This window comes from Dokdonia sp. LLG6352-1 (genome assembly GCF_045055815.1).
GTDB classification, from domain to species: domain Bacteria; phylum Bacteroidota; class Bacteroidia; order Flavobacteriales; family Flavobacteriaceae; genus Dokdonia; species Dokdonia donghaensis.
Genome location: NZ_CP159329.1, coordinates 387,494 through 412,961, shown reverse-complemented (window position 1 = coordinate 412,961; position 25,468 = coordinate 387,494). Strand labels below are relative to the sequence as shown.

General features: G+C 40.0%; 18 protein-coding genes. 10 read left to right on the top strand and 8 right to left on the bottom strand.

Annotation, left to right across the window (positions count from 1 at the left end):
* Nucleotides 1–54: 54 nt before the first annotated feature.
* The 8 genes from ABVM49_RS01885 to gldJ form a co-directional block, all read right to left on the bottom strand.
* Nucleotides 55–1,491 (bottom strand): L-serine ammonia-lyase, encoded by a 1,437-nt coding sequence (locus tag ABVM49_RS01885; protein ID WP_405202789.1) that lies wholly within the window; start codon nt 1,489–1,491, stop codon nt 55–57.
* Complete coding sequence (locus ABVM49_RS01880) at nt 1,488–1,997, bottom strand: GNAT family N-acetyltransferase (RefSeq protein ID WP_405202788.1); 510 nt, start codon at nt 1,995–1,997, stop codon at nt 1,488–1,490. Before ABVM49_RS01880 ends, ABVM49_RS01885 begins: the two co-directional genes overlap by 4 nt.
* Before the next feature lie 6 nt (nt 1,998–2,003).
* Entirely contained in the window at nt 2,004–2,528 is a 525-nt protein-coding gene (locus tag ABVM49_RS01875; protein WP_375252602.1) for a type II CAAX prenyl endopeptidase Rce1 family protein, read from the bottom strand.
* Nucleotides 2,529–2,715: 187 nt separating this feature from the next.
* Nucleotides 2,716–3,738, bottom strand: coding sequence for a UDP-glucose 4-epimerase GalE (gene galE, locus ABVM49_RS01870; protein ID WP_405202787.1), 1,023 nt, complete (start codon nt 3,736–3,738; stop codon nt 2,716–2,718).
* A 50-nt stretch (nt 3,739–3,788) separates the two neighbouring features.
* Nucleotides 3,789–5,432, bottom strand: coding sequence for a solute:sodium symporter family transporter (locus ABVM49_RS01865; RefSeq protein WP_405202785.1), 1,644 nt, complete (start codon nt 5,430–5,432; stop codon nt 3,789–3,791).
* Nucleotides 5,433–5,612: 180 nt separating this feature from the next.
* The gene (gene glpK / locus ABVM49_RS01860) at nt 5,613–8,792 is read right to left on the bottom strand and encodes a glycerol kinase GlpK (RefSeq protein ID WP_405202783.1); all 3,180 of its coding nucleotides are present in this window, start codon (nt 8,790–8,792) and stop codon (nt 5,613–5,615) included.
* A 90-nt stretch (nt 8,793–8,882) separates the two neighbouring features.
* Nucleotides 8,883–10,157: a UDP-N-acetylmuramoyl-tripeptide--D-alanyl-D-alanine ligase gene (murF, locus tag ABVM49_RS01855; protein ID WP_405202782.1), complete on the bottom strand. Its 1,275-nt coding sequence runs from the start codon at nt 10,155–10,157 to the stop codon at nt 8,883–8,885.
* A gap of 70 nt (nt 10,158–10,227) precedes the next feature.
* A complete protein-coding gene (gldJ, locus tag ABVM49_RS01850; protein ID WP_405202781.1) occupies nt 10,228–11,889 on the bottom strand; it encodes a gliding motility lipoprotein GldJ in 1,662 nt (553 codons plus the stop codon).
* Nucleotides 11,890–12,102: 213 nt separating this feature from the next.
* On the opposite strand from gldJ, the gene porU reads away from it, so the two are divergent.
* From porU to ABVM49_RS01800, 10 genes are all read left to right on the top strand, one after another.
* Nucleotides 12,103–15,912, top strand: a complete 3,810-nt coding sequence (porU, locus tag ABVM49_RS01845) for a type IX secretion system sortase PorU (protein WP_405202780.1) — start codon at nt 12,103–12,105, stop codon at nt 15,910–15,912.
* Between the two features lie 46 nt (nt 15,913–15,958).
* Nucleotides 15,959–17,149 (top strand): type IX secretion system outer membrane channel protein PorV, encoded by a 1,191-nt coding sequence (gene porV, locus ABVM49_RS01840; protein ID WP_405202779.1) that lies wholly within the window; start codon nt 15,959–15,961, stop codon nt 17,147–17,149.
* A gap of 33 nt (nt 17,150–17,182) precedes the next feature.
* A complete protein-coding gene (locus ABVM49_RS01835) occupies nt 17,183–17,665 on the top strand; it encodes a cytidine deaminase (protein WP_405202778.1) in 483 nt (160 codons plus the stop codon).
* A gap of 183 nt (nt 17,666–17,848) precedes the next feature.
* Entirely contained in the window at nt 17,849–18,847 is a 999-nt protein-coding gene (pdhA, locus tag ABVM49_RS01830) for a pyruvate dehydrogenase (acetyl-transferring) E1 component subunit alpha (protein ID WP_038599444.1), read from the top strand.
* Nucleotides 18,848–18,850: 3 nt separating this feature from the next.
* Nucleotides 18,851–20,497: a pyruvate dehydrogenase complex dihydrolipoamide acetyltransferase gene (locus ABVM49_RS01825; protein WP_405202777.1), complete on the top strand. Its 1,647-nt coding sequence runs from the start codon at nt 18,851–18,853 to the stop codon at nt 20,495–20,497.
* A 63-nt stretch (nt 20,498–20,560) separates the two neighbouring features.
* The gene (locus ABVM49_RS01820; protein WP_405202776.1) at nt 20,561–21,571 is read left to right on the top strand and encodes a M28 family metallopeptidase; all 1,011 of its coding nucleotides are present in this window, start codon (nt 20,561–20,563) and stop codon (nt 21,569–21,571) included.
* Between the two features lie 22 nt (nt 21,572–21,593).
* A complete protein-coding gene (locus ABVM49_RS01815; protein ID WP_405202775.1) occupies nt 21,594–22,274 on the top strand; it encodes an SDR family NAD(P)-dependent oxidoreductase in 681 nt (226 codons plus the stop codon).
* Between the two features lie 3 nt (nt 22,275–22,277).
* Complete coding sequence (locus ABVM49_RS01810; protein ID WP_298351547.1) at nt 22,278–22,874, top strand: SprT-like domain-containing protein; 597 nt, start codon at nt 22,278–22,280, stop codon at nt 22,872–22,874.
* Nucleotides 22,875–22,882: 8 nt separating this feature from the next.
* The gene (locus ABVM49_RS01805) at nt 22,883–23,968 is read left to right on the top strand and encodes a mannose-1-phosphate guanylyltransferase (RefSeq protein ID WP_405202773.1); all 1,086 of its coding nucleotides are present in this window, start codon (nt 22,883–22,885) and stop codon (nt 23,966–23,968) included.
* Nucleotides 23,968–25,458 carry a DUF389 domain-containing protein gene (locus ABVM49_RS01800; RefSeq protein ID WP_405202772.1) on the top strand — a complete coding sequence of 497 codons (1,491 nt, stop codon included), beginning with the start codon at nt 23,968–23,970 and terminating at the stop codon, nt 25,456–25,458. Before ABVM49_RS01805 ends, ABVM49_RS01800 begins: the two co-directional genes overlap by 1 nt.
* Nucleotides 25,459–25,468 lie beyond the last annotated feature (10 nt).

Below are 25,468 nucleotides of genomic sequence, written 5' to 3'. Positions count from 1 at the left end.
TTTACCAAGATACAGAATAGCAATTAAGGTTGCGTGATAGGTGGTTTTATATTTTTAACAATCTGACATTGCAACATTTATCGCAAGACCACCTTCTGAGGTTTCTTTGTACTTTGTGTTCATATCTTGTGCTGTTTGCCACATAGTCTCTATGACTTTATCTAGTGGGACTTTAGCATTTGCAGCATCTGCATCTAGCGCCATCTCACAGGCATTAATTGCTTTTATAGCTCCCATTGCATTGCGCTCTATACAAGGTATCTGTACAAGACCGCCTATAGGGTCACAAGTAAGACCTAAGTGATGTTCCATTGCAATCTCTGCTGCCATAAGAACTTGCTCTGGAGTACCGCCCATAAGCTCTGTAAGACCCGCTGCTGCCATAGCGCTAGAGACTCCTATTTCTGCCTGACATCCACCCATTGCAGCAGAGATGGTTGCTCCTTTTTTGAAGAGACTTCCTACCTCTCCGGCTACGAGCAAGAACCTTTTAATATCTTCAAAATTTGCATCGTGATTTTCTATAACGATGTAGTACATAAGAACAGAGGGTATTACGCCTGCGCTTCCGTTAGTAGGAGCGGTCACGACGCGGCCAAGAGATGCATTTACCTCATTTACTGCCAGAGCAAAGCAGGATACCCATTTTAATATTTCGCGAAAGCGTACTTCTTGCCCACGTATAGCTTCTATCCACTCGTACTTATCTGTGTATGCTGTGTTTTTTTGTAAGCGTAAGTGTGTGTCAAAAGCGCGTCTTCTCACATTGAGACCACCTGGGAGCGTTCCCTCGGTGTGACAGCCTGTATACATTGAGTCAAGTATTACATCCCAAATCTGTGTAAAACGCTCATCAATCTCCTCTTGAGTATTGAGGTACAATTCATTTTCTAAAATAATTTCAGAAATGGACTTGCCTTCTTGCTTACAGAATTTAAGTAATTCGGTTGCTTTTTCTATAGGCCTAGGGAAACATTCAAAGGCTATCTTCTTGCGCTGTGCTCTCTTTCTTTCTTTTTGAATTACAAAACCACCGCCTATCGAGTAGTACACCTCTCTTACTTTCTTCCCATTAGTAAGTGTTGCTGTAAAGCGTATTCCGTTAGGGTGAAAAGGGAGAAATTTTCTATTAAAAATAATATCCTCTTCTGGGTCAAAACTAAAGGTGAGTGACCCATCCAGCTCTAACCTTCTAAAGAGTTTTATGTGTTCTACCGTAGTCGGGATGTCTTCTATACTGCAGGTTGTAGGGTCTGCACCCGTAAGTCCCATAATAACGGCAACATCTGTGGCGTGCCCCTTGCCAGTGAGAGATAATGAGCCGTAGAGGTCTACTTTTAAACTCTCTATGAGCTCAAAGTTACCTTTGATCTTAAGTTTTTCAATAAATCTAATGGCCGCTCTCCACGGTCCTAGCGTATGAGAACTCGAAGGTCCCACACCTATTTTAAGCATATCAAAAACAGAAATAGCCTCTATTTGCTTGTTCATAGATCAAGTCGCATTATATAATCGGTTTGAATCTCTGCAATCATATCATAATCGTGAGTGCCTACTATCTTAAAACCGTGTTTTTTATAAAATTTTATGGCCTCTGGATTTTCTTCCCAAACGCCCAGCCAAATGTAGTTTTTTTCTAACTCCTTTGCTTTAGAAATCGAAAATTCTATAAGCTCGCTTCCATAGCCTTTTCCTAAGTAGGGGATATCTATGTAGATACGTTCTACTTCTAATCCATTTTTTTCTTGAAATTCTGTTTGTGCCTTGCCTGTATTGAGTTTTAAATAGCCTAGAATCTCCTCTTGGTCTTTGTAAAAATACCAGTATGAATCTGGGTTAGATAGTTGTTCTTTAAGGTGCGCTTTCGCGAAAGCGTATTCATAATACCTCTCAATCACACCAGGTGCATTTTTTGAAGCAAAAGCTGCCGAGTATGTGCGCATAGCAAGATCACGTAGGGTAGAAAGATCTTTTAATGTGATAGGAGTGAGGCGCATACTGACCTAGCTTGTTGTGGTACGAGAAATAATTAAAATAATGATTACAAAACCGTTATTCATCGCGTGGAGTGCCATAGGCCAAACGATGTTTTCATTTTTGATTTTAAGTAATCCCATCATAAATCCTGAAATTATTCTAGGTATAATAAGGGCAATAAGCGCTGCATTAAGCACAAAGGTGTCTACATAATTATTAATATGTACCATACCAAAAAGTAGCGAACTCACAACAAGAACAACCGTAGAATGTCGTGATAAAAAGTTGCGTATTTTGAGGGTGCTTTGCTCGGGTATAAGCTGTTTGAGAATTGTAAACACGGTAAATAAGAACACGGCTATAAACCCAAGTTTTACAGCCCAATGCACATCTGTAGGGATAAATTTATTTGAGTAAAAAAGTGGCCAGGAGCATAAAAGCAATATCACATCTGCGTGAGAAGGTTTTATAAGCGTGCGGAACATCATCTCCTCAATAATGGGAGCAAATATTACCGCGAGTACAAATAACTTAAGCGGGTTGTCTTGCAAGAGTTCCTTTAAGAAACTTTGCTCATATTGCGCTTCAAATAGATCTGGAAACTGAGTTTTTACAATGCCAAATGCAATGAAAAATACGATGTATAACGCCCAGAGATAGAGGTAATACCTTACGAGATTTGAGGTCTTATTGATAAGCTAGTTTTTGAGTAGAGTGACTTTTATTGAGAGAATAAAGTTACTCAATACTTCGCACTTTTTGCTCCCATTTCCAAGCGCTTGCTAGCATATCATCTAGACTACTTTTTGCAGTCCAGCCTAGCTCTTGATTTGCAAGTGTGGTATCTGCATAAGCAGCAACTACGTCACCAGGTCTTCTATCTACAATTTTGTAATTTAATTTTTTACCAGAAACGTTTTCAAAAGAAGTGATAACATCCATCACAGAGCTACCGGTACCAGTACCTATATTAAAGACCTCGTAGTTAGATTTGTTCTTGTTATTAAGTAAACGCTCCAGAGCTACGACGTGCGCTTTTGCTAGATCTACTACGTGTATATAGTCGCGTATGGCTGTGCCGTCTGGAGTAGGGTAGTCGTTACCATAAACAGATAGCTCTTCTCTAAGTCCTATAGCCGTCTGAGTGATATAGGGAACAAGATTTGCTGGTACTCCCAGCGGTAATTCACCTATATGTGTAGAAGGATGTGCTCCTATGGGATTAAAGTATCTTAATGCTATCGCCTTTAGTTCTGGCATTATTGAGCAGGTATCTCTTATAATCTCTTCACCTATCTGCTTTGTGTTTCCATATGGAGAGGCTGCTGGTTTAACGGGTGCACTTTCGGTTATAGGTAACTCGTCTGCCTGCCCATAAACGGTACACGAAGAACTAAAAATAAATGTAGGAAGCTCAAGTTTTTTAAGCTGTTGTAGTATGTATGTAAGTGTCCCTATATTATTTTCATAATACAGAAGCGGGTTTTTTACACTCTCACCCACCGCCTTTGAAGCGGCAAAATGAATTACTCCACCTATGTCTGCGTGTTTACTAAAAAAATCCTCAACAAGCTTTTTCTCACGTAGGTCAAAAATCTCTAAAGCTGGCTCTATACCCGTGATGGCAGTTATACCCGCAAGCACCTCTTGAGAAGCATTAGAACAGTCGTCTATAATAATAACATCGTAGCCTTTAGCTTGTAGCTCTACAACGGTATGAGAACCTATAAACCCTAATCCGCCGGTGACTAATATTTTCATAGTGGTGCGTGTTCTTTTTTTGCTTTCGCGAAAGCGTACTCAACCCTTTTTTAAAAAATGAAATACGTGCTTAATACGAGTAAAACGATACAAAGACCTACAATCCAAGCATATTTCCAAGGTGTAGTGTCTATGGCTTCCGTTTGTTTTGGGACGTAGATATCTTGCTTTGGCTTTATCATACCTACAACTACCATTATAAGAATATTTACTACAAATAAGATACCCATCACGTGTAAAAAGTGAGGAAAAGCCTCTGCTTCTATAATTGCCAGTTCTCCAGCGTCTGTAATTCCATTTACAGCAGCTTCGGTAAGAGCATTTTCTTGAAAGATAGGACGTAGGTACATACTTATTAAGTACATAATCACTCCGGCAATCATCACGATTTTTGCTCCTATTGCTGGCACTCGTTTACTCACAATACCTACTAATACTACCGAAAGTATAGGTACACTTAAACTACCTAGTGCTTGCTGTATATAATCAAATAATCCATCTGGCGCGTTTGCAATAAATGGAGCTATAATCATAGCTACAATCGCAAGGCCAAGTCCAAATATCTTACCTGCTTTTACGGCTTTATGCTCTGATGCGTCCCGTTTAAAAAATTTCTTGTATAAGTCAAAACCAAACAGTGTAGCACTACTATTTAATAAGCTATTAAATGAGCTTAATACCGCTCCAAAAAGTACGGCTGCAAAAAAGCCTACAAGGGCTGGAGGTAATACTTCTTTTACAAGGACAGGGTACGCCTTATCTGCAGATTCTAAGTTTTCACCAAAAAGGTGCCACGCAATGATACCTGGCAGTACTACTATCACAGGTATTAAGAATTTTACAAATGCTGCGAGCATCATCCCTTTTTGCCCTTCTTCAAGACTCTTTGCGCCAAAAACACGTTGTAAAATCGCTTGGTTAGTACCCCAGTAATAAATCTGAGCAATCATCATCCCAGTAAAAATAGTTCCAAAAGGAATAGAAGAGGTTACATCACCTGTGACATCAAATTTATCTTGGTTTTCTGTCCATAGCTCGTTGAGTCCATCACCCACATTACCGTCACCTATAAGCTTAAGTCCAAAATAAGGGATTAACAACCCACCTATTAAGAGGCCTATTGCATTTACAAGGTCAGATACGGCTACAGCTTTAAGTCCACCAAATATGGCATAAACAATACCTATAAGCCCTATCGTCCATACACATACCATTATGGTAGCAGCGTCAGACAGGCCTAGTAATTCTGGTAAGTCAAACATTGTACTAAATGCGATAGACCCAGAGTATAGTATAGTAGGAAGGAGAACTACCCCAAAGGCTAGTAAGAATAAGATCGAGAGTATGGCTTTTGTGTTTTCGTCAAAGCGTTCTTCTATAAACTCTGGTATGGTCGTGATACCTTTGTGCATATATTTTGGTAAAAAATAAACAGCCGTCACAACCATCGCAATGGCTGCTAGTGTCTCCCACGCCATTACTAAGATACCCTCAGAAAATGCTTGACCATTGAGACCTACTATTTGCTCTGCAGAGAGGTTTGTAAGTAGTAAAGACCCTGCTATGGTAAGTGCTCCTAAGCTTCTTCCTCCCAGGTAGTATCCGTCTGCACTTTTTTCGTCTGTGCCGCGGGTTTTCCACCAGGCGTATCCTGCTACTAGCAATGTAAATCCAAGAAATGAAATGAGTCCCATATGGTTAAGTATTTATTAGTCTAGGGTCTAAAATATGACTTTTTAATAGAATATTAGCACTTCTATTGCGAACCTTGTTACTATAACGTTTGCGTGTTTTTATTGCGCTTTCGCGAAAGCGGTCTCCTCATCATTGTATAATTCTCATTACTAATGGTTTTAACTATGGGGTGTAGTTTTTTAGGCAAACTCGCTTTCATAATAAGCACTTGCGTCTTGTAGTAAGAGATCGAGGTACTTGTTTTCTTTTGCCACACGAGCTTCGTCCCACCCTAAGTATTGTATCATATCTTCTTGCACAAGATCACGATAGAGATGTACAGAATGGATGTCAAAGTAAAGTCTACCCGTACGCCTCACAAAAAAGTCCGAAAGGCTGTTAGTCATCTCGTGGTGTACACTGTACCATACCTCTGCTCTTAGAAGTCGCTCTTCTGGATTATCATTTAAGAAGTAACTCATCTTTGAGATTATGGTATCACTTTGCTTACCATAAGTGGTGGCGAGGTACCAGCTCTGGTAGGAGTCTATGATACCCGCTGTCTCAAGTTGTTTTGCAATAGTGACTTGGTAAGCGTCTACCTCTTCGGTATTTGATAATGGAGTAGCAGTGAGGGGTATCTTATCTGTATACGAGGTGACGAGGTGACTTTTTTTCTTTTCTGGGATATCTTTAAGCACTCTATCTATTACTCGTTGAGCCATCTTGCGGTATCCCGTAAGCTTGCCACCAGCAATAGATATAAGACCCGTCTCTGAGACAAAAATCTCATCCTTTCTACTTAACTCAGATGGGTCTTTGCCATCTTCGTGTATAAGAGGGCGTAAGCCTGCCCAGTTTGACTCAATGTCATCTATTTTGAGTTGTAGGTCTGGAAACATATTATTTGTAGCGTCTAGTAAATATGTAGCATCTGCCTGTGTAGCAACCACTCTATTGAGATTGCCACTGTAATTTGTGTCTGTAGTACCTACATAGGTTGACCTTCCACGCGGAATGGCAAAAATCATACGTCCATCTGGCACGTCAAAATAGATAGATTGTGTAAGCGGGAAACGCTCTCTAGAGAAAACGATATGCACTCCTTTTGTGAGGTGAAGGTGCTTACTGTTCATAGAGTGATCTTTCTTTCTTAATAGATCTACCCAGGGACCTGCCGCAGAGACATAGTTTTGTGCTTTAAGTTTAAACGACTTATCGTTATTGTGGTCATAGCAGTGTAGGCTTTTGATTTTACCTTTTGAATCATACTTAAAAGAGGTCATCTCACAATAATTAATTATGGTAGCGCCAAAGCTTGCAGCTTTCTTAAGAAGTTCTACCGTAAGGCGCGCATCATCTGTGCGATACTCTGCATAGTAACCACCACCTATGAGATCTTTGGTATTAAGTAGGGGTTCTCGTGATGCAGTCTCTTCTGCGCTTAACATTTTACGTTTATCATCTCCCTCTACATTTGCAAGAAAATCATATACTTTAAGGCCTATTGCGGTCATCATCTTACCGTAAGTTCCGCCCTCTATTAGGGGTAATAACATCTTTTCTGGAACTACAAGGTGAGGAGCAAGTGTGTGCACAATAGCGCGCTCACTACCTGATTCTTTTACCAGACCTATTTCCATTTGTTTTAGGTAGCGCAAACCGCCGTGTATGAGCTTTGTAGATTTATTACTTGTTCCTGAGGCAAAATCATTTTTTTCTATAAGGCATACTTTCATCCCTCGTGAGGATGCGTCTAGAGCAATACCAGCCCCGGTAACGCCACCACCTATGATGATGAGGTCAAATTTTTCTCGCTGCGCTCGTTGTAATTGTCTTTGCCTATCAAGTACCGAAAACCTAAGTGGTGTGTCTTCTTGCGTAGCTAGCATTTGGTTTGTTGTGCTCTTTGTTCTTGCGACAGCATTTTTCCAACCGGTATATTTTTTTGATCGCTCATATTGAGTGATTTTAGGTTCAAAGATGGTGTCTACTTGGCGTATCTTGGCAATGTCTTTTTTGTTCCAAATACCAGACTGTATACCTGCAAGAAAGGCTGCGCCTAGTGCTGTTACTTCAAGCATTTTTGGGCGGTCTACTTGTACGTTAAGTAAGTCAGACTGAAACTGCATTAGGTAATTATTTGCCGTAGCTCCCCCATCTACTCTAAGGGTTTTCATTTGCTTGCCAGAGTCTTCTATCATTGCGTCGAGTACATCTCTGGTTTGGTATGCAATGGCATCTACCGTAGCCTTTATTATATCATTTTTTGTAGAGTCTAGTGTGAGACCATATATGGCTCCCTTTGCATCCATATCCCAGTGCGGAGCGCCTAGCCCTGCAAATGCGGGTACGATATAGAGATCATCTGTAGCTGGGGTGTTTACACAGATGCTTTCTGTGTCTTGAGCGTGATCTATAACATCTAGTTTATCACGTAGCCATTGTATAGAGGCGCCGCCTGCAAAAATGGATCCCTCTAGTGCATACTTTACCTTGCCATCTGGTAAGCTTGCACAGAGTGTAGTGAGTAACCCATTTTTAGATTTAAATGGTTTCTTTCCCGTATTCATAAGGACAAAACAACCGGTGCCGTAGGTGTTTTTTGCCACACCAGATTTGTATCCTCCTTGACCAAAAAGAGAGGCCTGCTGGTCTCCAGCAACACCACTTATAGGAATACTCGTACCATCTATTGTAATCTCGCCAAAATGTGATGCAGAGTTCTGTACTTGTGGTAACATTGAGCTAGGTATAGTAAGTGCATCTAGTAGTTTTTTATCCCACTCTAGATTTATGATATTGTAGAGCATCGTGCGGCTCGCGTTGGAGTGATCTGTAGCGTGTACCTTGCCATTTGTAAACTTCCAAATAAGCCAGGTGTCTATGGTTCCAAAAAGGAGGTCACCTTGCGCTGCTTTATCAGATGCGCTTGGTACGTTGTCTAAAATCCATTTTACCTTTGTGCCAGAAAAGTAAGAGTCTATGATGAGCCCAGTATTCTTACGCACATACTCGTCTAGGTTTTTTGATTTGAGTTGCTCACATATAGTTTTTGTACGCTTGTCTAGCCACACAATCGCATTATAAACAGGTTCTCCAGTATTTTTATCCCAGACTACGGTGGTCTCTCGCTGGTTTGTAATACCTATCGCAGCAATTTCTTCCGCACCAATATCAGAAGTTGATGTAACTTCTTTAAAAACAGATTTTTGGGCTTCATAAATTTCAAGAGGGTCGTGTTCAACCCAGCCGTGTTGTGGGTAATGTTGTTTGAGTTCTCTTTGGGCAATATTCTTTATAGTACCCTTATTGTCAAAAATGATAGCTCGTGTGCTGGTGGTACCTTGGTCAAAGGCAACAATATATTTTTTATCCATACTTTAAAAACCTTACTTGTACGTGGCTTTTAAAGTTAAGGTATTAACGGCAGTTCTTAAAACATCACCGCTTTATGTATGAAGCAATAGTTAAGAGGCGAGAATATCTAAAATACGCTCCATTTTCATACCTCGCGATCCTTTTATGAGTACTGTTGTGTCTGCTGGTATTTGTTTTGAGTACGCTTTCGCGAAAGCGTCATAACTCCCATAAACTTTTTGTTCAGGGTGAGGAGAAGAAGTTCCAAAATCTGGGCCTATCGCATAGACTTTTAAGATGTTAAGATTATGTGCAAGGTCTAAAATGGCTTGATGTTCTGCTTTTGAGGTTTCACCCACTTCAAACATATCTCCTATAAATGCAATTGCATTTGTGCCTGTGGCTTGCAGGTTTTTTAATGCAGCAGCCATACTTGTCGGGTTGGCATTGTAAGCGTCTAGTATAATCTTGTATGTGTCTTTGTCAATAATTTGTGATCTATTATTTGACGGCACATATTTTTCTATGCCATTTTTGATGTGGGTAAGTGGCACGTCAAAGTGATTGCCCATAGCCATAGCTACAGCAATATTTGAGAAGTTATATGTACCTATGAGATTACTTGTAATCGTAGTTCCACCCACAGTAATCTTTAAGTTGCCTGAGCCATCTTCTAGATATACTGGGTACTCGCTTTGTGATGAGCCAAAGGTTTTTGAAACAATATTTGCAGATTGTCGTACTTGAATCTCATCTTGATCATTTATAAAGACGAGCTCATTGTTTTCTCGGAGGTAATTATAAAGTTCACTTTTACCTTTTATAACACCTTCAAAACCTCCAAAGCCTTCTAGATGTGCTTTGCCAAAGTTTGTTACATACCCAAAATTAGGTTGTGCAATCTCACATAGCATTTTTATCTCCCCTTGATGATTTGCGCCCATCTCTACAATACCTATTTCTGTGCTAGCATCCATAGTGAGTAGGGTGAGTGGTACCCCTATGTGATTGTTGAGATTGCCTTTTGTGGCAATAACGTTGTACTGCTCAGACAGCACGGCATAAATAAGTTCCTTTGTAGTGGTTTTTCCGTTACTACCTGTGATGCCTATGATGGGTAAGTCTAGGTAGTTACGGTGATAATTTGCAAGTTGTTGTAAAGTACTTAAAACATCATCTACAAGTACAGACCTATCTGTAACATATTCTTTTTCATCTACAATTGCTAGAGACGCTCCAGATTTGAGGGCTTGCTGGGCAAATTTATTTCCGTTAAAATTTTCGCCTTTGAGCGCAAAATAAATTTGATTTTCTTCAAGGCTTCTTGTATCTGTACAAACACCATTGCTATCTAAAAAATGAAAATGCAACTCTGCTATAGTCATATCTTGTAAACTGTTGTATTAAAAAAGCCCTCACGAGAGAGGGCTTTTTGATATATGTTAATTAAGAGGGTTATCTAGCTCTCTTTCCGGTTTTTGATTTTGATCCTACACGAGACATCGCACAACGGAAACCAATATCATCTGTTGCCATACCTTGGGGTAAGAAACGGCGCTGTGCTGGGTCAAGCCAGTAAGCTCTGTCTCTCCAAGAACCTCCTTTGTAAACACGCACTTCGTCGTTTATTAAAGACGTTCTATTGTTAGATTCATCATAACGGCGCTCTATTGTTCCGGCACTATCTTGCTCAACTCTATGTTGTGGCGAGTTGTACATTTTTTTGCCAGATTCTGGGTTTTCTGCATCGTCATTAAACGACTCAAAGTATCTTGTAGATCTTCTGTCACCATCTCTAAAGTTACGGTTGTCACTTGTAGAAAACTGGGTTCTTAGGTAAGTCTCATCTTCATCTACCGGTACCTGTAGTATTTCTCCAGGTAAATCTCTTGCGATAATACTTCCGTTTGCAAGTGTGTCATATACGATAGAGTCTGTAGTAACTACTTTTACCTTTCCATCTTCTCCTATTGCATTCTTTGTGTAAACGTTACCACGGTAGTAGTTAAAGTCATTAAACTCATCATCTACTATAGGTCTATAAACATCTGCTACCCACTCAGACACGTTACCAGCCATATCGTAAAGGCCAAAGTCATTAGGCTCATAGCTCTTTACCTCTGCGGTAATATCTGCATTATCATCAGACCATCCAGAGATTCCTCCGTAATCACCATCTGCTTGTTTAAAGTTTGCTAAGTGATCTCCACGAGTACGTCTACTAGACGATCTTGTGTATGATCCATCCCAAGGATATTTTTTACGACCACGATAAACATTGTAGCTTCTTAACTCTGTAAGACCTAGAGCTGCATACTCCCACTCTGCTTCTGTAGGTAGTCTATAGTTTGGTAAAAGAACTCCGTCAGAACGTTGTACAAAAATGTTTGTACTATCATTTTGCTTCATTCTACGCTCACTAGCTTTTCCTCCACGAGCAAGACTATCACTTCCTCCATAGGTTAGTGTAGGTGCGTTTAAGTATGTTTCTGTATCAAAAGTAGAGCTTGCGTCTACATCAAATCTAGCGCCTCTAGCTGTAAATCCTTGCTCTTCTAGAATTAACTCGTTTACACGGTTAGATCTCCAGTTTGCATACTCTACAGCCTGTATCCAGCTCACACCCACCACAGGGTAGTTTGCATATGCAGGGTGACGTAGGTAGTTTTCTGTCATAGTCTCGTTAAAACCAAGACGGTTTCTCCATACTAATGTATCAGGAAGTGCTCCCTTGTAAATGTTTCTGTAATTTTCTTCTTCTGGTGGGAAAACCTTTTTAAGATAATCTAAGTACTCAAGATACATACCGTTAGTAACTTCAGTCTCATCTATGTAAAAAGATTGAACGTGCTGCTGGTTTGGAGAGTTATTCCAGTCGTGCATTACGTCATCTTGTACCTTACCCATTGTAAAAGTACCTCCCTCTACAAATACGAGTCCTGGTCCCGTAGCTTGCTCTTCATAATCTGTTTTAAGTTTAAAACCTCCGTTTTTACCGTCTACTTTCCAGCCAGTTCCTCTAGAGGAATCTTTGTAGTCGTTTGATTTACTGCAACTTGCTATTGAAAGAGATATCACAGCAAGCGCCAGCATTTTTAATGCTAAGTGTGGTTTCATAGGTATTAGGTTCATTAGATTTGGGGTTGCAATATAGTAATAACTCGTTAAAGTGCAAGCATTTTACGACGTCGAACCCAAAAAAATATTAACTAGTTATAGGTAACTCATTAGTAACGGCGTGATTTATTCTTTATTATTGTCCATACAAAAAAAATACTGCTATTGCCTCAGCTTTAATACTAAGCCCTGCGCCACTGCGTTACCATACTAATGAGATCTACCATTACCTTATTATTTTTATTACTTACAATCACTGCTTTCTCACAAACGGAGCAATTACGCCTTGATTGGGGTGAGATGACAAGGAGTACCAGTGCTGGCACCACATTAGAGTTTATTAATCTATCACAAGATAATGAAGGTAACTGGGAGTATCATACGCAATTTCCTACAGCTACTCGTCTGGATCCTGTCACAACACAGTTTGTAAACATACAGCTAGAGCCATTGCCATACGACCTACAGGGGCTAGTTAATAAGGATGATTTACCATCACAGGTGCGTCCTAAGATTAAGGCGGCTCGCGCTAGAGATAAAAATTATGGAGTTATTACATTTAATCCTTTTGTAAATCAAAATGGCCAAATAAAGAGAGTAGTGAGCGCTGGGGTTAATTACGCTTTCGCGAAAGCGCAATCTCAACAATTCTCATCCTTGCCTATTACAAATAGTGTACTTGCAACTGGTAATTTTTATAAGTTCTATGTAGAGGAAACTGGAGTGCACCGCATAAGCCGGAACTTTTTGCAAAGCCTTGGGATGAATGTAAACAACATAGATCCTTCAAAAATAAAAGTATATGGATATGGAGGTTCGCCGTTACCATTTCTCAATAGTGATAATACAGAGTTTGATTTAAGGGAGATTGCTGTGCAGATAGAAGGAGGTCAAGATGGCTCTTTTGACTCAAATGATGGTGTCTTGTTTTATGGAGAAAGCACCCGAAAATACCACGAAGAGTTAGACACACATATTAACCCCTATGCAGATAGGTCATACTATTATATTACTGTAGATGGAGATAATGGGCAGCGCATCCAGTCCTACATTGAACCTGCCGGGACACCTGCTGTAACTTATACTACGTATAACGACTATGAATTTTATGAAGAGGATGAGGTAAGTCTGGTTAAAATAGGAAGAAGATGGTTTGGAGAGTCTTTTAGTTTTGAGAATGAGCAGTCTTTTGATTTTGAGTTTACAAACGTAGTTCCCGGTCAGACAGCAAGCTTGCGAGTCGTGGCTGCAGCAACATCAGAGAGTTCTACGTCTTTTGATGTTTCGGTAAATGGTGCTGGTGTAGGCTCTATACCTATTTTACCTATCAATAGTATTGTGCTTGCAAGGGGAGATGAGCTTGAAGTGCAAGTTCCCATTACGAGTGAAGAAGTAACGGTTACCCTTACCTACAATAATAGTGGAAATCCTTCTAGTACCGGTTATTTAGATTTTATAAGTCTAGAGGTGCCGTCACAGTTAAGTGGTACAGGAGAGCAATTTAATTTTCGCAATGTAAATGCTGCTCTAGAGACAGGTGTAGGGGCATATACATTTTCTAATGCTCAGGGGTATTCTCAGATATGGGAGGTGACAAACCAGGCAAGTGTGCGTGCTTTGCAGATACAGGATCAGAGCGCTATTACTTTTAAAAGTAATCTTGGTACAGATAGGCGTTTTGTAGCGGTACACCCATCAGATTATTATGAGCCGCTTCGTGAGGGAGGTAGTGCCTTGGTAAGTAATCAAAATTTAAAGGGCACTATATTTTTGAATAGTAGCGGAAGCTTTCAAGATGTAGATTACCTTATGATAACTGATAACACACTGTTGTCACAAGCCGAAAGGTTAGCACAACATAATAGAGATTTTAGAGGTCTTAACGTCAAGACAGTAACGCTAGAGCAGATATATCAAGAGTTTGGTGGAGGTAAACAAGATATTGGGGCGATACGCAATTTTGTGAGATATGTTTATGAAAACGCATCGTCTGATGCAAATAGACTTAAATACGTATGCCTTTTTGGTGATACTTCTGTAGATTATAAAAATCGTATCACAGCTAATAATAATGTAATGCCCACATATCAAACTTTTGATAGTTTTAGTCTTGTGCGTTCTTTTATGAGTGACGATTTTTATGGTTCCCTAGATCCAGATGAGGGAAGGATGCTCGCCTCAGATAAATTAGATCTGGCTGTAGGGCGCATTGTGGCAGATACACCACAACTGGCAAATACAGTAGTAGATAAAATTATTAATTATGACGCAAGAGCATCTTATGGTAGGTGGCGTAATAATTTTGTCCTTGTCTCAGATGATGTAGATGAGGCATTTGAGTTTACTCAGCTTCAGGGCACGCTCGATAATCTAGGAGATCAGATAAGTGTAGAGAAGCCCTTTGTAAATGTGATAAAAATACATAGTGATGCTTTTCAGCAGCAATCTTCTGCTGGTGGGGATAGGTATCCTCAGGTAAATGAAGCTATAGAAAATGCTATAGAAGTAGGTTCACTCGTTGTGACTTACCTTGGTCACGGTGGAGAAGAACTCCTGGCAGCTGAGGCTATCGTTACTCAAAATGAAATTGACAATCTTGATAATGGTGAGCGATTACCGCTTGTAGTGACAGTTACGTGTGAATTTGGAAAATTTGATAACCCAGAGCGACCTACCGGTGGCGAAGAGCTTTTTTGGAATGCAGAAGGGGGAGCCGTAGGACTTGTTACTACAACTCGTGAGATAACAGTAACACTTGGAGTACAATTTAATAATGCACTCGTAGAGCAACTCTATTCTTTCGGGACTAATGAGGTACAGAGCGTCGCAGAAAATATAAGAGCTTCAAAAAATGGTATTTCTGATCCGTTAAGAAGGGTAATATTCTTTGTGGGCGATCCTGCTATGAAGCTAGCTTTTCCAAAACCAGATATACAATTGAGTGCGGTAAATGACGTACCCGTTACTGAGGAGTTACCTGTTCTGAAAGCACTGGATCTTGTAAAAATTAATGGACGAGTGACCACAGAATTCGGTCAAACGCTTACAAATTATACAGGCACACTTGCCGTGACTCTATATGATAAACGTATAGAGAGACAAACACTAGGTAATGACGGAGTACAAATAGGAGGAGATCTTGCAATAATGGATTTTACTACACTAGGAGCTGTACTCTATAGAGGTCAGGCCTCAGTGACTAATGGTAATTTTGAGTTTACATTTAGAATGCCACGAGATACAGCAATACCACTAGGTAACGGGAGACTCAATTTTTATGCAGAACGACTGGGAGTTTTAGAAGATCAGGCAGGAGTAAATGAAACCATAATTGTAGGGGGTCTTAACGAAGATGCTCCAGAAGATAACCTCGGACCTAGGATACGTCTTTTTATGAATGATGAAAACTTTGTAAACGGTGGTATTACAAATGACTCTCCTATTATTCTGGCAAAACTCGAAGATGAGAATGGTATAAACACTGCTAGTGGTATAGGTCACGATATAGTAGCGATTATAGATGGAGATGAAACTAATCCTATTATTATGAATGACTTCTATGAGACCGAAGTTGATAATTTTATGAAAGGAACAGCTGCTAGAAAAATTAGAAATTTAGAGCCGGGTCCTCATACACTTTCTTTTAAAGCTTGGGATGTATATAATAATTCATCTACGGCAGAGCTGCAATTTGTTGTTCTTGGAGATGATGAGATAGAGCTTGAGAATGTTCTTAACTACCCTAATCCATTTGTAAATTATACAGAGTTCTGGTTTAATCATAATCGCCCGTTTGAGCCTCTTGATGTTCAGGTTCAGATATTTACGGTTACAGGTAAGGTTGTGAAGACTATAAATCAGTCTGTGATGACAGAGGGATTTTTGTCTCGTGATATCACCTGGGATGGTCTAGATGACTTTGGGCAAGCAATAGGAAAAGGTGTGTACATCTATAAGATAACCGTAAAATCTACGTTAACAAACAAGCGAGTGGAGAAAATCGAGAAGCTTGTGATCTTATAATTATAAAAAAAATAAAAGTCTATATTTACCAAAATTACCCTTTAGTATGAATAAGTTTTTATCGCTGTTAGTAGCAGCTTTTATTTTGTCTAATGTGTCAGTTCAAGCACAAGATGACACAAATACAATTACCACTGCAGTTCCTTTTCTTGCTATCGCAGGAGACGCGCGTGCTGCAGGTATGGGAGAGCAGGGAGTTGCAACGAGCCCAGATGCTTATGCGGTGCAATGGAACCCGGCAAAGCTAGCCTTTCTGCCAGATCAACATAATGTGGGTATAAACTACACTCCCTATTTAGGAAATCTAGTAAACGACATAGGACTGCTCCAGGCAGTCTACGCAAACCGTATTGATGATCGTAGCGCATTTGCGGCTAGTCTACGTTATTTTAGTCTTGGTACAATTAATACAAGAACCGGTGCAGAAGGTCCTGGTTTAGATATCAAGCCAAATGAATTTTCTATAGACGCAACATATGCTCTTAAGCTAGATGATCAGTTCTCTATGGCGGTATCTGGACGTTTTTTACAGAGTAACTTACGTATACAGCAACTTGATGAGTTTGCAGATGCGAGTCCAGCGAGTTCATTTGGGGTAGATATCTCAGGTTATTACCAGTCTGAAGAGCAGGTATATAACAACTTTGATGGTAGATGGAGAGCAGGATTTAACATCTCAAACATAGGTCCTAAAGTAAGTTATGACGATGCTGGTCAAGAAAACTTTATCCCAACTAACCTAAAGTTAGGAGGAGGTTTTGACTTCATACTAGATAGTTATAATAAAATATTTGTAGGCCTTGAGTTTAATAAATTACTTGTACCTACACCACCTTTAAGAGGAAGAGTAGATACTAATGGGGATGGAGAAATCACATCTGAAGATGATGTTGTAATCATAGCAGGTCAAGATGATGATGTAAACTTCTTCTCAGGTATTTTTCAATCTTTTGGAGATGCACCAGATGGATTTAGTGAAGAGTTAAAGGAAGTGACCTGGTCACTTGCAACAGAGTATACATATAATGATGTGTTTGCTTTAAGAGCGGGATACTTTAATGAGAGCGATATAAAAGGAGCACGTAAATTTGCAACACTAGGAGCTGGGTTTGAATTTAACTCAATAGACCTAGATCTATCTTATTTATTTTCGACGGGATCTGTAAGAAGTCCTCTGGACAACACGCTTCGTTTTGGACTTACATTTACCTTTGGTGAAGAGTACGACGAGTACTAGAATTAAGACTTTCGCTTAAAGCGAAATAACTTTATGGAAAAAATAAAAATCGAATCGTTTCTTGATGTGTATTCCTCTAAGGATGAGCTTCCAGAAACGATTTCATCTTTAATGGATGCAGCATTTGCTGCCAGGGAGCGAGCGTATGCTCCATATTCTAACTTCTTAGTAGGTGCAGCACTTCTGCTAGATAATGGAGAAATTGTTACAGGTAATAATCAAGAGAATGCTTGTTATCCCGCTGGTCTATGTGCAGAACGCACAGCTATATTTTATGCCTCATCGCAGTATCCAGACGCAAAGATGCTCACGATGGCAATCACAGCACGCGCCAGAGATAAAGAAACAACAGATCCTATACCACCTTGTGGCGTGTGTAGACAGGCTATTGCAGAGTATGAGATCAAGCAAGCGGCGCCTATTGAGCTTTATTTTATGGGAGAAAAGGGCAAGGTGGTTAAGAGTGCATCTTTAGAAAACATACTTCCGCTGCTATTTACTTCAAAGTATCTATAATTGGTTCATTAGTAAAACCTAGGTTATGATGGGTGTGAGTACGCTTTCGCGAAAGCGTAAAAAGGCAACTATTTATTACGAAAGCGATTGCGTAATTTTTCCTCTCTTACAGTTTTTACATATTCCTTTAAATCGTTATTTTTGTTATTCGCCTAAAAATGGGTGGCATTTATACGCTTTTAAATGAAAAAAATCACGAAGGAAACCTACCTTAATTGGTACGAAGAGATGCTCTTCTGGCGCAAGTTTGAAGACAAGCTAGCTCAAGTATATATTCAGCAAAAAGTACGTGGCTTTCTACACCTGTATAATGGGCAAGAAGCAATACTAGCTGGATCACTACACGCAATGGATTTATCTAAGGATAAAATGATTACAGCATACCGTAATCACGTGCAACCTATCGGGATGGGAGTAGACCCAAAGCGAGTAATGGCAGAGCTTTATGGTAAAGGAACCGGTACCTCACAAGGTCTTGGAGGTTCTATGCACATATTTTCTAAAGAAAAAGGATTTTACGGAGGTCACGGTATCGTAGGTGGGCAAATCCCACTAGGTGCAGGAATGGCTTTTGGAGATAAGTATAACAAGACAGGTGCGGTGACGCTTTGCTACTTTGGAGACGGAGCAGCAAGACAAGGGTCATTACACGAGACATTTAATATGGCAATGCTCTGGAAACTTCCAGTAGTATTTTGTGTAGAAAATAATGGGTACGCAATGGGAACTTCTGTTGCACGTACTGCAAACCACGAAGATATCTGGAAACTAGGATTAGGATATGAGATGCCTTGTGGACCTGTAGACGCGATGAACCCAGTAGCCGTAGCCGAAGCGATGGACGAAGCTATCGAGAGAGCTCGTCGTGGTGACGGACCTACATTTTTAGAACTAAAAACATACCGTTATAGAGGTCACTCTATGTCTGATGCACAACACTATCGTACAAAAGATGAGGTGGCAGAGTATCAAAAAATAGATCCTATCACTCAAGTTAAGGAGGTTATCTTAGAAAAAGGTTATGCAACCCAAGAAGAGATAGATGAAATGGGCAAAAACGTTAAGAAACGCGTAGCAGAGTGTGAGAAGTTTGCAGAAGAAAGCCCGTTCCCAGATGTAAATGTTATGTACGACGTAGTGTACGATCAAGAAGATTATCCATTCATACCTCATAGATTATAAGTTATGGCAGAAGTAATAAATATGCCGCGTCTGAGCGACACGATGGAAGAAGGAACAGTCGCTACCTGGTTAAAAAGCGTAGGTGACAAGGTAGAAGAAGGAGACATACTAGCAGAGATCGAGACAGATAAAGCTACAATGGAGTTTGAGTCTTTTAACGAGGGTGTTTTATTACACATCGGGATAGAAGAGGGGCAAACTGCAAAGGTAGATACCCTACTTGCCATTATAGGTGAAGAAGGAGAAGATATCTCAGGACTGCTTAATGGTGACGCTTCCGCGAAAGAAGAAGAAACTTCAACTTCAGACTCAAGTGATTCAGAAGATAACGCAGAGGCAACAGCCGAAGATGATACTCAAGAAGAATCATCTAGCGATGTGCCAGAAGGAGTTATTGTTGTGACAATGCCTAGACTCTCAGACACAATGGAAGAGGGGACTGTAGCTACCTGGCTTAAAAGCGTAGGGGATATGGTAGAAGAAGGTGATATTCTTGCAGAGATAGAAACAGATAAGGCTACAATGGAGTTTGAGTCTTTTCAATCTGGAACGCTATTGCATATAGGTATCAATGAAGGTGAAACTGCAAAGGTAGATGCCTTACTCGCTATTATAGGCCCAGAAGGGACAGATGTCTCTGGAGTTATAAAAAGTGGTGGAGCCCCTGCAAAATCTGCACCTAAAAAAGAAGAAAAGAAAGAGGAGGAAAAAGAAGCGCCAAAAGCTTCAAAAGAAAATACAACCAGTGCGCCTAAGGCTGCTGCTCCAGCAAAAGCAACTACAACTACTAGCACAAGCGGAGGACGTATTTTTGTATCACCTCTAGCAAAGAAAATAGCAGAAGAGAAAGGTATAAATCTTGCTCAAGTAAAAGGAACTGGAGAAAACGGTCGTATTGTAAAGAGTGATGTTGAGAACTTCATACCTTCAGCAGGCGGTTCTGTGCAGCAGTTTGTTGCAACCGGAGAAGAAAGCTTTGAAGAGATAGAAAACTCTCAAATGCGTAAAGCGATTGCTCGTGGTCTTGGTAAATCTAAGTTTACAGCACCTCATTATTACCTGAACGTTGAGTTCAATATGGAGAATATGATGAGTTTCCGTAAGCAGTTTAACACACAGCCAGATACAAAGGTTTCTTTTAATGATATGATCATTAAAGCAACTTCTATTGCGCTTAAGCAACATCCTCAGGTAAACTCTCAATGGTTTGATGATAAGATGCGTCTTAACCACCACGTGCACATAGGTGTAGCTGTGGCTGTGCCAGATGGACTTGTTGTACCTGTAGTAGAGTTTGCAAATGAGAAGTCATTACAGCAAATTAATGCAGAGGTAAAAACACTAGCTGGTAAAGCGCGTGATAAGAAGCTTACCATCCCAGAGATGGAAGGTTCTACTTTTACGATATCAAACCTTGGTATGTTTGGAATAACAGACTTTACGTCTATTATTAACCAGCCTAACTCGGCAATATTATCTGTAGGAGCTATTGTAGAGAAGCCAGTTGTAAAGAATGGTCAGCTTGCAGTAGGTCACACGATGAAGCTTACGCTTGCTTGTGATCACCGCACAGTAGATGGTGCAACAGGAGCACAATTCTTACAAACGCTTAAAACATATATTGAGAATCCTGTACTTATGCTTGCATAGGCACACAGTAATTATAAATGTATAAACCCACGCATCTGCGTGGGTTTTTTTATCTTTAGCTTTATGAGAAAATTTGTAGTAATAAGCACAGCGGTACTACTTGCCGCTTGTAATTCAGGAGCACCATTAGTAGGTGTTAAGGGGGAGAATGTACCAGAGGCAAAAGCGTCTAGCCCTACTCAGGTAACGATGGTGATGCCAGACATCAAGAAGATGAAATCTGTAGAAAACACGATGACCTTCTTGGCGTCAGATGAGTTGCAAGGCCGTGATACGGGTAGTGAAGGTATAGAGATGGCTGCTCAGTTTATAGAGGCTCGCTTTAAAGATGCAGGGGTAAAACCGTATTATAATACTTATCGAGATAATTTTGAAGCAAAGGGGCGTGATGCTTATAATATTGTAGGAGTGCTTGAGGGTACAGATCCTGCGCTTAAAGACGAGGTTATTGTTATAGGTGCTCATTACGATCACATAGGTAATGGTAAAGCTGTAGATGGTGATGTAATTGCAAACGGCGCAAATGATAATGCAGCCGGTACAACAGCTGTACTAGCTCTTGCAGATCATTTTGCTAAGACAAAGAACAATAAACGAACACTCGTATTTACATTATTTTCGGCAGAAGAAAAAGGATTGTTAGGCTCTAAGCATCTTGCTAAAGAAATGAAAGTCGCAAACACTGCTGTCTATATGGTTTTTAATATAGAGATGATAGGAGTGCCTATGGTAGGAAAAGATCACACAGTGTATGCGTCAGGATATGAGATGTCTAATTTTCCCGAGGTGTTTAATAAATATGCTGGATCTAAGGTGGTAGGCTTTTTACCAAAGGCTAAAGAGTTTAACTTATTTATGCGAAGTGATAACTACCCGTTTTTCTTAGAATTTGGTGTTCCTGCACATACGATTTCTTCTTTTGACTTCACAAACTTTGATCATTACCACGGTGTAAATGATGAGGTAGAAGAGATGGATATCGCTTTTATGGAAAAAGCCATAAAACAATTTATACCAGGTCTAGAGGGACTGGTAAATAGCAAGACCCAAGAAGTAAAGGTTGTAAAGCAATAGCAAAGAGTAGATAAGACAGGTTATGAAAAGAGTTATTATTACCGGTACAAGTAGAGGGATAGGTTTTGAGCTTGCAAAGCAGTTTGCAAAGGAGGGGCATCAGGTACTTGCGCTTTCGCGAAAGCATAAAAGTTGTGCAGATATTAATCTACAAAACCTTACTGCATTTCCATTTGATATTACAAATCAAGATGATTTTCAAAAAGTTGTAGACTTTATAGAAAGCGACTGGGAAGGTGTCGATATCTTAATTAATAATGCAGGTGCATTATTAAACAAACCATTTGCAGAGACCACCATTGCAGATTTTGAGCAAGTCTATCGTGTCAACGTTTTTGGTGTAGCAGAGATGACTCGTACAGTGCTGCCTTATATGAGCAAAGGAAGCCACGTAGTGACTGTATCAAGTATGGGAGGAATACAAGGGAGTATGAAATTCCCTGGCCTTGCGGCTTACAGCTCAAGTAAAGGAGCAGTTATCACCTGGAACGAACTTCTAGCAGAAGAGTATAAAGAAAGCGGTATCGCTTTTAATGTGCTAGCTCTAGGGGCTGTACAAACAGAGATGCTAGAAGAAGCATTTCCGGGTTATGAGGCGCCGCTTAGTGCAGTGCAAATGGCAGATTATCTTTACGACTTCTCTCGTAAGGGTAATGCTTTTTATAATGGTAAAACACTGCAAGTGTCTGCAAGTACACCTTAATGTATGGTTGAAACCTTAAAAAAATACATTCCGGAGCGGGCAGCACCACCTGTTTTTGAGCTTATAAAAGAACACGGAGTGTATCTTAAAATTGTAAATGAGCGACTTACCAGGCACGGAGATTATAGAATATTACCAGACGGGCAACACCAGATTACCGTTAATGTAAGCCTTAACAAATACAGATTTCTCGTCACGCTAGTACACGAGATAGCACATCTCGTTGCGTTTAAAAAATACGGTAGGCGTATAAAACCCCACGGGAAAGAGTGGAAGCATACCTTCCAGCACCTTATGTTACCCTTTATACGGCCAGAGATATTTCCTCAAGATTTATTGCCTTATCTCGCAAGACATTTTAAAAATCCAAAGGCAAGTAGTGATACAGATGCACATCTTTCTGTAGCTTTAAAAATGTACGACCCACCGTCTGATAAAAATTATATATTTGAAATACCTACAGGAAGCACCTTTAGAATCCAAAATGGAAAAATTTTTCAGAAAGGAAATAAAAGAGTTAAAAGGTATGAGTGTGTGGAAGTTGCAACCGGAAAAGTGTATCTTTTTCAACCTAATGCAGAGGTAGAACAATTAAAATAAACACAAGTATGAAAGACAATAAAAACTATTATGCCCTTCTTATGGCAGGAGGTGTAGGTTCTAGGTTTTGGCCTGTAAGTACGCAAGCTTTCCCAAAGCAGTTTCACGATATGCTAGGTACGGGAGAAACTTTATTACAAAAAACGTTTAAGCGTCTTTCAAAGCTTGTTCCAGAAGAGCAAATACTTGTGCTTACTAATGTAGATTATAACGATCTCGTAAAAGAGCAATTACCAAAAATCGCACAAAAAAATATTGTGCTAGAGTCTGCAATGCGTAACACGGCTCCTTGTATTTTACTTTCGGCACTTAAGGTAGAAAAGGAAAACCCAGATGCGGTGATGATTGTAGCACCTAGCGATGCCTGGATTGAGGATGAAGATGCCTTTGTAGGTGATTTACAAAAAGCCTTTGATGCGGCAGAGAAGGAAGAGGCTATTGTAACTTTAGGTATACAGCCCACTTTTCCTAATACGGGGTACGGTTATATAAATTATGATAAGAGTGATAACGCTTTCGCGAAAGCGGTAAAACGTTTTACAGAAAAGCCAGATTACCCTACTGCCAAAGAATTTGTAGCCAGCGGAGAATACCTCTGGAATGCCGGAATGTTTATCTGGAGTGTAGAAACTGTGGTAAATAGTTTTAAAGAGTTTTTACCAGAGATGTATACGTTATTTAACAAGGGGAATGCTGTTTATAACTTGCCAGAGGAGCAAGCCTTTATAGATGAAGAGTATCCAAAGGCAGAAAATATAAGTATAGATTTTGGCGTGATGGAAAAACATCAAAATGTAAAAGTTGTCCCAGCTACTTTTGACTGGAATGATTTAGGTACTTGGGGGTCACTATATGATAAAATGCAAGGCGATTCTGGTGAAGATGCCGTAGTAAATGCACGTGTGATTGCAACAAACACATCGGGGAATATTATAAGAACGGCTAGTGATAAAGTGGTAGTTGTAGACGGACTTAAAGACTACATTATCGTCGAAAAAGAAGATGTTCTCGTTATTGTGCCAAAAAGTAAGGAGCAAGACATCAAGGAGATTCGTAATGAGGTACAATCAAAATTTGGTAATAATTTAGGATAGTGGAAAATAAAGATAATATAGGGGCAAATCCTGACCCAAAGCCTAGCGAGTTAGATATAAATCCTAAAGAAGATATGCGCGATGAGGCGCAGAGTGTCTGGGAGTCTATAAAGCAATTTTTAAACGATCTTCTTGATATACGAGAAGACACAGATCGCTCTACTACGGTAGAGGCGATACGTAAGGATATCCCTTTTAAAGGGCACAACGCGTGGATTCTTATATTTTCCATTTTTGTGGCGAGTATAGGTCTTAACGTGAGTAGTACGGCAGTAGTGATAGGAGCGATGCTTATAAGTCCGCTTATGGGACCTATTGTGGGTGTAGGACTTTCTATCGCTATAAACGATGCGCTTATGATGAAGCGCTCGTTTGTAAACCTTGCCGTTATGATTGTACTTAGTGTGCTCACGGCAACGCTATATTTTAGTTTATCACCAGTAAAGGAAGAAACTCCAGAGCTTATGGCTCGTACCTGGCCTACTATACTTGATGTATTTATAGCCATCTTTGGTGGTCTTGCACTTATTGTAGCAAAGACTAAGTCTGGTACAATTGCCAGTGTTATTTTTGGTGTAGCGATTGCAACGGCACTTATGCCGCCTTTATGTACTGTAGGGTATGGATTGTCACAATCTATTATAGGTAACAGTGAGGGGCTTTACTGGGCGCTTGGGGCGATGTATTTGTTCTCTATAAATGCTGTATTTATAGCACTAGCAACATTTACAGTATCAAAGCTTCTCAAATTCCCGCTTGTAAAATATGCAAATCAAAAAAGAAGGAAACGTACAACACGTATTGCTACGCTCATAGCGGTACTTGTTTTAGTACCTAGTGTATGGACTTTCTTAAGACTGCTCAATCAGCAAATTTTTATCGCAAAAGCAAAAGCTTTTGTGACGAATACGATTAAGTATGAAGGTGCAGAGATTGTAAAAGAAACTGATGACGCCGAGAAAAAACGAATAGATGTCTACCTTATAGGGAGTCTAGTGCCTCAAAATATTATAGATAGGTGGGAAGATGAATTTAAAAAAACAGAGGACTGTGAGAACTGTACGCTCGTAGTACATCAAGGTGCAGATCAAAGCGGAGAGCTAGCCGCTAGATTAAGTACAGAGGTGCGTTCTGGAATCTTAGAAGATCTATATGTAAAAAATCAAGAAGCAATGAGCTCAAAAGATGAGCAAATAAGATTGCTAGAAAATGAGGTGACACAACTTAGAAGTACTGCTTTGCCATTTGCATCTATGCGCAATGAGGCTAAGATTAATTATGATGGGCTCAAGCGTTTTGGGTATGCGACTGAGATTACTACAGACTTTAGTGGCGCTATAGATACACTCACCGTCGTGCGTGTGATGTGGGCAGATAGTTTATCTCAAGAGGTAAGATCAAGACAAGAACAAAAAATGGGTCTCTGGATTAAAGAACGTTTTACGCTAGATACTGTTGTGGTAAGTGGTAATGTTGAGGTAAGAAAGTAACGGAAAGTGT

What these genes read in the sequence shown, in the direction of transcription:
- ABVM49_RS01825 (WP_405202777.1), top strand. Translation starts at nt 18,851, where the DNA reads ATGGCAGAAGTAATAAATATGCCGCGTCTGAGCGACACGATGGAAGAA.
- ABVM49_RS01820 (WP_405202776.1), top strand. Translation starts at nt 20,561, where the DNA reads ATGAGAAAATTTGTAGTAATAAGCACAGCGGTACTACTTGCCGCTTGT.
- ABVM49_RS01835 (WP_405202778.1), top strand. Translation starts at nt 17,183, where the DNA reads ATGGAAAAAATAAAAATCGAATCGTTTCTTGATGTGTATTCCTCTAAG.
- ABVM49_RS01805 (WP_405202773.1), top strand. Translation starts at nt 22,883, where the DNA reads ATGAAAGACAATAAAAACTATTATGCCCTTCTTATGGCAGGAGGTGTA.
- galE (WP_405202787.1), bottom strand. Translation starts at nt 3,738, where the DNA reads ATGAAAATATTAGTCACCGGCGGATTAGGGTTTATAGGTTCTCATACC.
- ABVM49_RS01815 (WP_405202775.1), top strand. Translation starts at nt 21,594, where the DNA reads ATGAAAAGAGTTATTATTACCGGTACAAGTAGAGGGATAGGTTTTGAG.
- glpK (WP_405202783.1), bottom strand. Translation starts at nt 8,792, where the DNA reads ATGGATAAAAAATATATTGTTGCCTTTGACCAAGGTACCACCAGCACA.
- porV (WP_405202779.1), top strand. Translation starts at nt 15,959, where the DNA reads ATGAATAAGTTTTTATCGCTGTTAGTAGCAGCTTTTATTTTGTCTAAT.
- ABVM49_RS01885 (WP_405202789.1), bottom strand. Translation starts at nt 1,491, where the DNA reads ATGAACAAGCAAATAGAGGCTATTTCTGTTTTTGATATGCTTAAAATA.
- ABVM49_RS01810 (WP_298351547.1), top strand. Translation starts at nt 22,278, where the DNA reads ATGGTTGAAACCTTAAAAAAATACATTCCGGAGCGGGCAGCACCACCT.
- gldJ (WP_405202781.1), bottom strand. Translation starts at nt 11,889, where the DNA reads ATGAAACCACACTTAGCATTAAAAATGCTGGCGCTTGCTGTGATATCT.
- porU (WP_405202780.1), top strand. Translation starts at nt 12,103, where the DNA reads ATGAGATCTACCATTACCTTATTATTTTTATTACTTACAATCACTGCT.
- ABVM49_RS01865 (WP_405202785.1), bottom strand. Translation starts at nt 5,432, where the DNA reads ATGGGACTCATTTCATTTCTTGGATTTACATTGCTAGTAGCAGGATAC.
- pdhA (WP_038599444.1), top strand. Translation starts at nt 17,849, where the DNA reads ATGAAAAAAATCACGAAGGAAACCTACCTTAATTGGTACGAAGAGATG.
- murF (WP_405202782.1), bottom strand. Translation starts at nt 10,157, where the DNA reads ATGACTATAGCAGAGTTGCATTTTCATTTTTTAGATAGCAATGGTGTT.
- ABVM49_RS01880 (WP_405202788.1), bottom strand. Translation starts at nt 1,997, where the DNA reads ATGCGCCTCACTCCTATCACATTAAAAGATCTTTCTACCCTACGTGAT.